This window comes from Pseudomonas sp. SDI (assembly GCF_003105155.1).
Lineage (GTDB): Bacteria > Pseudomonadota > Gammaproteobacteria > Pseudomonadales > Pseudomonadaceae > Aquipseudomonas.
On record NZ_QETK01000058.1, the window covers coordinates 1 to 6498 of the forward strand.

Below are 6498 nucleotides of genomic sequence, written 5' to 3' on the forward strand. Positions count from 1 at the left end.
AAAGATCTCTGCCTGGCTGGTCGGGCATGGGCTCAACAACGCTTCGACGTCGTTGCTCGAACGCTGACGGGCTGCGCGTCGTGCTTCGTCGAGCTGGAAAGCACGTTCATGCGAGGCTCGGCTCATGAAAAATATCCCTGAGAAAGCAAAAACCGCACGCTAACAAAGGCTTTCCCAGAAGGATGTAGGACCGTTCCGAAATGTGTTTCAAGACGCCGAAAGAGGCTCTCCGGCAGCCAAGGGGCGGCTGGCGTAGCGCTGCGCGAGCACCGCGCAGACCATCAGCTGGAGCTGGTGAAAGATCATCAGCGGCAGGATCATCGCCCCCAGTGCCCCGCCGGCGAACAGCACCTGGGCCATCGGCACGCCGGTAGCCATGCTCTTTTTCGAGCCGCCGAAGAGGAGCGTAATGCGGTCTTCCAGGTTGAACCCCAACCAGCGCCCGAGGCCGTGGGTGCAGGCCAGCACCAGCGCCAACAGCAGGCAGCAGACCAGCCCCAGGGTGACCAGCCGCAGCGGCGGCACGGCGTGCCACAGACCGCTGATCACCGCGTCGCTGAAGGCGGTATACACCACCAGCAGGATCGAGCCCTGATCCACCGACTTCAACCAGCGCGCATTGCGCGCGACCCAGGCACCGATCCAGCGCCGCGCCAGTTGCCCGGCTACAAACGGCACCAGCAGTTGCAGGACGATCTTGTACACCGCCTCAAGGTTTGAGGCGCCATTGCCCTCGACGCCCATCAGCAGCATCACCAACAGCGGTGTCAGAACAATCCCCAGCAGGCTCGATGCGGCCGCGCTGCAGATCGCCGCGGGCACGTTGCCGCGCGCCAGTGAGGTGAAGGCAATGGCCGATTGCACCGTTGCCGGCAAGGCGCACAGGTACAGCACCCCCAGGTACAGTTCGTCCCCCACCAGCGGCAGCAGCAACGGCTTGAGCAGCAGCCCGAGCAGCGGGAACATCACGAAGGTACAACCGAACACCAGCAGGTGCAGGCGCCAGTGCCCGGCCCCGGCCAGTAGCGCCTCGCGCGACAGCTTGGCGCCATGCATGAAGAACAGCAGGGCAATCGCCAGGTGGGTCAGCCACTCGAACAGCAGCGCGCCGATGCCTTCGCACGGCAGCAAGGTGGCAATGACGATGACCGCCAGCAGAGCCAGGGTGAAATTGTCGAACAGCAACCGCAGGTGTCTCATCGCGCATTCCGGCTTGTTGTTAGGATGGGCGAGACGATAAGGTGTCCGTTCATTTCCGGCTAACGACAAAATGCCCACAGTGTCGATGAAAGGACAAACGCCGCGCTCGCAACGTCAGTTGCAGGCGGCCCTGGAAGCCCTGCCCCGCCCCGTCTACGGGCACGCCGAAGCGTTGCCGAACATTGCCCTGGGCTATCGCCATCGCCATCCCTGGGGGCAGTTGTCCTACGCGGCGCACGGCGTCTTGCAGGTGCATACCGATGCCGGCCACTACAGCGTGCCACCACAACGCGCGGTGTGGGTACCGGCGCAGGTCGTGCATCAGGTCAGCTGTGCCCCCGGCACCTGCCTGCGCAGCTTGTACCTGGACCCGCAACTGATGATCTGGCCCACCGCGCAATGCCGGGTGATCAGCGTCAACCCGCTGCTGCGCGAACTGATTCGCAGCTTCAGTGAATTGCCGGTGGCGTATGACCTCGACGGCGCCCCTGGGCGCCTGGTGGCGGTGCTGCTCGATCAACTGGCGGCGGCGCCGGAAGAAGACCTGGTCCTGCCGATACCGCGCGATCCGCGCTTGCGCGCCCTGTGCCGGCGCTTGCAGCAGCGCCCGGACGACAGCACCCGCCTGCTCGACCTGAGCCGCAAGGCCGGGGTCTCGGAAAAGACCCTCAGCCGCCGGTTCCTGCGCGATACCGGCATGACCTTCCGCCTGTGGCGCCAGCGCCTGCGCCTGCTCAGCGCCCTGCCGGCGCTGCAACGCGGCGAGCGAGTAACCGATGTGGCGCTGGCCTGCGGCTACGAATCGCTGTCGGCGTTCATTGCCGCCTTCGGCAAGCAGTTCGACCTGTCGCCCGGTGAATTCCAGCGCCAGAACGCCCTTCACGGCCAATAGCCTGCTAGGCTAGCGGCACCGCCATGGAATGGCTTCCCGCACAAAGGACTCGTCGTGCCCGCTCAAGCCCTGATCATTACCAGCGCCTGCATCGTCTTCGCGCTGGGCACGCTGCACCTGATCTACACCTTTTTCAGTCGCAAACTTCACCCCTACGACCCTGCGCTCACCAAGCACATGCAGCAGGTCACCCTGCGCATCACCCGCGAAACCACCCTGTGGCGCGCCTGGATCGGGTTCAACGCCAGCCACAGCCTGGGCGCCATGCTGTTCGGCTTGGTGTATGGCGAGCTGGCGTGGGCACATGCGCCGCTGCTGTTTGGCGACCCGCTGTTGCTCGGCAGCGGGCTGCTATTCCTCGCCGCGCTGTTGCTACTGGCGCGGCGCTACTGGTTCCGTATTCCGCTGTTCGCCATCGCCATCGCCCTGGTGTTCTACCTCACCGGCGCGGCGCTGCCGACGGACTGAAACGCCGCTGAAAGTGCCCAACTGCGACAGGCCCTGCAACGGCATAATAAGCGGGTGACTTTTGTTTGCCGAGACTGCTTCATGAACGTCCTTGCTGGTTGCCTACTGAGCCTGTTCAGCCTCACTGCTGCGGCCACGCCGTTGCAGATGCTCACCGACGATCACCCGCCCCTGCACTACCAGCAAGGCGAACAGATGCACGGCTTTGGCGTGGACGTGGTGCGCGCGCTGGCAGCCCGTACCGGCGACCCCGTGGTGCTGCGGCGTGTGCCGTTCCTGCGAGCAATGCGTGAAACCAGCGAGCATGCCGACATGGCCGTGTTCACCGTGCTGCGCACCGCCGAGCGCGAGGCGAAGTACCAGTGGGTGGGACCATTGCTGGAGGTCGAAAGCGGACTCTACTCCAGCACACGCGATATGCCGCGCCTGACCTCGCTGCAGGATGCGGCCAGGGCCGGACGGATCACCGTGCCGCGTAAATGGCTGGCCTACAGCTACCTGAAGCAACAGGGCCTGAGCAACCTCTATGGGGTGGAAACCCCGGAACAGATGATGAAGCTGCTGCGCCTGGGTCGCACCGACCTGGTAGTCCTGGACAACCTGAGCCTGGCGGCGCTGGCCGAGGAAGTCGACATGCAGGCCGGCCAACTGCACTTGCAGTTGCCGTTGATGAAGCAGGCCAACTACATCGCCTTCTCGCGCCAGACCGATGCGGCGCAGGTGCAACGCTGGCAGCAGGCGCTGGAGGCAATGAAGCGCGACGGCCAGATGGCGACGCTCGAACAGCGCTGGTTGCGCCCTCAGTTGCACCTGCAGCAGGTACAAGGGCGCTGAGCTGATACGAAAGCACCTGGCCGACAGCGTTGCAGGGCACTAGCCCGCCCCGCTGCCAACACCAGGGCGGTTACTGAGCCCAGTGCGCCTCACTGCTCTGCAACGCCGAAGCGATCGTCGCCAACTTGCCATCCGGCAGGGTATCCGGCAACAGATCCGTGCCCGAACTCACGTACAACTGCGCATACGCATTACGCAGCTCGGCGTAAGACAAATCCCGCTTCAACTGCGTCTGCAGGTTGTTCAGCTCGCCCTGAATCAACTCCAGCTCACCGATATTCTGCGTCTGGTAGCGATTACGCAGTTGCTCGGCAATCTGCCCGTCCAGGACCGCCAGCTCCTCGCTGGTGCGGAACTGCCGAGCCGCTTCGTTGTAGTTGGCATTGGCCACATACAACTGCGCCAGCACCGCCATCGACATCGCCTGCCGGCGTGCCGCCGCGACGTCCTCGCCAGCTTGCGCGACCTTGATCGCCGCCGGGGCCGACAACACGTTGAACAGGTTCCAGGTCACCTTGACGCCGTAATCCGCCCAGCTCTGGTTCACCAGGAACGAGTTGCTGTCGTAGTGCCCACCGGCAGAGAACTCCAGCCCCGGCAACAAACGCAACATTGCCTTGCGCGTTTCCGCAGCACTGATCCGCGCCTGGTAATCCTGCTCGCGCAGCTCTGGCCGACTGGCCAGCGCCTGCTGCTCAAGTTTGGTGAAGTCGCCCTTGAACTGCGGAATCGCATAGCCCTCTTCCGGCGCCAGGCTGAAATCGGTGTTCAATGGCAGGTTGATCAACGCCGCCAGCTCGGTCTTGGCCAACGACAAGGCACGCCGTTGCTCTTCCAACTGACGCGTGGCTTCGATCAGCGCACGCTGGTAGCTCAGCGATTGCACCGGGTCGCCAATGCGCTCGCTGCTCATGTGCTGGCTGTTGTCGCGCGCCTGCGCCACACGGCCCATCAGGCTGTCGATCTGGGTCAGCAGCCGCTGCGCCGCCACCGCCCGCCAGTACGCCGAACGCACGTCCTGGGTGATGGTGTGGATCACCTTGCGCCGACGCTCCTGCAGGATCAGCCGCTGATCGGCCTGCTGCTTGGCACTGACATAGCTGACACCGAAGTCCAGCACGTTCCAGACCATGGTCAGATCGGCCACTTCGCGGTCACGGTCCTGCGAGGTCGACGGTTCCAGCGACTGGGTACCGGTCCGGATGCTCTGGCTGCTTGAGGCACTGATGTTGTTGCGCCCGGCATAGCCGGCTTCCATCGCCATGCGCGGCAGCATGTCGAACTGCGCCAGGTCGACCTGACGCTTGGCCAGCGCTTCCTCCATGACCTTCAGGCGCGCTTCGAGGTTGTACTTCACCGCCCGCGCCATCGCCTGGTGCAAGGTCAGCGGGCCGCTGAGCGGCTCCTGGCCCTTGAACATGCCGGCCAGGTCGGTGCGCGCACGCGCCTCACTCACGCCGCGCTCGATTGGCTCGCTGGTCACCGCACAACCGCTGATTGCCAGTGCCAGCAAGCTGGCACCGAACAGTTTCTGACTTTTTTTCATCCTTGGGCCGCCCCCTAGTACGGCTCGATCATCTCTAAAATAAGTGCTGGCGCTTCAGGTCCGGTTGCCGATCTGTGTCGGCTGTGCCAAAGCCATGGCCAATTCGCGTACTGGACGCTGTTCGGCGTCCTTGATGTCTTGCAACTGCTGCCCCAGCGAGGCGCTACCGAATACCGCACGCAGCCCTTGCGCAGGATCGGTGGTACGCCACTGCTTGCCGTCGAATACCTGCATCGAGCCGATGTCCTGCGCGCTCTCCCGAGCGAACAGGCCGGCAAAGGTGCTGGTGCCGAACACGCCGCCAGCATCACCGCCGCCAACGCCGATGACACCCTGCGCTGCGCCGCCAGCCGCTCTGTCGCTGCTGGCAAAGACCTGAGCGATGAAGCTCGGCGCGCTCACGCCATTTTTAATGAAAATGTTGCCCAGCGGGTCGATACCACTGCCCAGCGTCCGTTGTTCGAACAACGGCACCGGCAACAACGGCGACGTCGTGCTGGTGAGCGGTGCCGTCGGCACCTGCGGTTGCAGCGGCTGGGCGACACTGTCAAGCGCCACCACCGGCGTCGTCACGCGGAACTCCGGATCGCCGGCGTCCTGGCTGCGCACGGAAGTAATGCTGCTCTTCAACGAGACAGTCAGGGCATTGCCGGCCGCATCGCGAATACCACTGTTCAAGGCGTTCAGGGCGATGCCCAGGCCACCCTGGCCACTGATGCTGCCGATGGTCACACGGTAGGTCCGCGCATCCACCTGCTGCACCAACTGCACCACACCGGTGGCGCTGCCGCTGTTCAACACGCTGAAGTCCTTGGCGTCCACACCGCTGACCGCCTCGTCGAAGGTCACGGTGTAGCTCATGCTATCGCCCACGACTGGGTTCGGGCCGTTGTAGACGATATCGACCGGGAGCGGTGCACGCGCATCGATAACGATGTCAGCGGTGCTGCCGACGTTATTCAGCGTGGCCTCTGCATTGTTGCCCTGGGCATCGCGCAGGGTGGCGCCATTGAGCTCGATGCCCGCGGCCACACTCACGCCATGCACGGCCTGCTGGCCCGGGCTGACGGTCAGGCGGAACACCAGGGTGTCGCTGCCGGAACCGGACACATAATCGGCATAGGCCACCCGGCCGTTGTCGAGGGTCACGGCCAGGCGCGGCAGGCCGGCGCCGGTATCGACCAGCACGGCTTCGTCCAGGTGCACGGTGAAGTCCAGCCCCTGCCCTGCCACATAGCTGCCGGCGCCCGGTACGTCGACGCCGGTCACTTTCGGTGCAACCCGGTCGATCTGGTAAGTGGCGCCGGTCTGTGCGCCGGTCAGCGCGTTACCCGCGGCGTCGGCAATGCCGGTGGCACTGCCGTTCAGGTCCAGGCGCAGGCTGCCGACGCCGCTCAGGCCCGACACCACTACGCTGTAGGTGCGCCCGTCCAGCGAGGTGACACTGCTGATGCTGCCATTGGCACTGCCGGTGAAGTTCAGGCTGAAGTCGCTGGCATCGACGCCGCTTACCGCTTCGCTGAAGGTCACGGTGTAGCGCACGCTGCCGGCGTTGGTC

At 64.5% G+C, this 6498-nt stretch carries 6 protein-coding genes; 3 read left to right on the plus strand and 3 right to left on the minus strand.

Going from position 1 to position 6498, the window contains the following annotated elements; all coding sequences use genetic code 11:
- Nucleotides 1–207 precede the first annotated feature (207 nt).
- Nucleotides 208–1200 carry a bile acid:sodium symporter family protein gene (locus DCO48_RS22340; protein WP_116552780.1) on the minus strand — a complete coding sequence of 331 codons (993 nt, stop codon included), beginning with the start codon at nt 1198–1200 and terminating at the stop codon, nt 208–210.
- Between the two features lie 85 nt (nt 1201–1285).
- Here DCO48_RS22340 and DCO48_RS22345 point away from each other — a divergent pair, with 85 nt between their 5' ends.
- The 3 genes from DCO48_RS22345 (at nt 1286) to DCO48_RS22355 (ending at nt 3394) form a co-directional block, all read left to right on the plus strand.
- Nucleotides 1286–2092: a helix-turn-helix domain-containing protein gene (locus tag DCO48_RS22345; protein WP_116552781.1), complete on the plus strand. Its 807-nt coding sequence runs from the start codon at nt 1286–1288 to the stop codon at nt 2090–2092.
- A 54-nt stretch (nt 2093–2146) separates the two neighbouring features.
- On the plus strand, nt 2147–2560 hold the full coding sequence (locus DCO48_RS22350; protein ID WP_116552782.1) for a hypothetical protein: 414 nt from the start codon (nt 2147–2149) through the stop codon (nt 2558–2560).
- A gap of 81 nt (nt 2561–2641) precedes the next feature.
- Nucleotides 2642–3394, plus strand: coding sequence for an ABC transporter substrate-binding protein (locus tag DCO48_RS22355; protein WP_116552783.1), 753 nt, complete (start codon nt 2642–2644; stop codon nt 3392–3394).
- Between the two features lie 70 nt (nt 3395–3464).
- Here the strand turns inward: DCO48_RS22355 and DCO48_RS22360 are convergent, their stop codons facing one another.
- Together DCO48_RS22360 and DCO48_RS22800 are read right to left on the minus strand one after the other, a co-directional pair.
- A complete protein-coding gene (locus DCO48_RS22360; protein WP_116552784.1) occupies nt 3465–4940 on the minus strand; it encodes a TolC family protein in 1476 nt (491 codons plus the stop codon).
- A 54-nt stretch (nt 4941–4994) separates the two neighbouring features.
- A partial coding sequence (locus DCO48_RS22800) for an Ig-like domain-containing protein (RefSeq protein WP_256584149.1) occupies nt 4995–6498 on the minus strand: 1504 nt, incomplete at its 5' end.

Excerpts from the sequence above, each read along its gene's own strand:
- DCO48_RS22345 (WP_116552781.1), top strand. The coding sequence starts at position 1,286 with ATGAAAGGACAAACGCCGCGCTCGCAACGTCAGTTGCAGGCGGCCCTG.
- DCO48_RS22340 (WP_116552780.1), bottom strand. The coding sequence starts at position 1,200 with ATGAGACACCTGCGGTTGCTGTTCGACAATTTCACCCTGGCTCTGCTG.
- DCO48_RS22355 (WP_116552783.1), top strand. The coding sequence starts at position 2,642 with ATGAACGTCCTTGCTGGTTGCCTACTGAGCCTGTTCAGCCTCACTGCT.
- DCO48_RS22360 (WP_116552784.1), bottom strand. The coding sequence starts at position 4,940 with ATGAAAAAAAGTCAGAAACTGTTCGGTGCCAGCTTGCTGGCACTGGCA.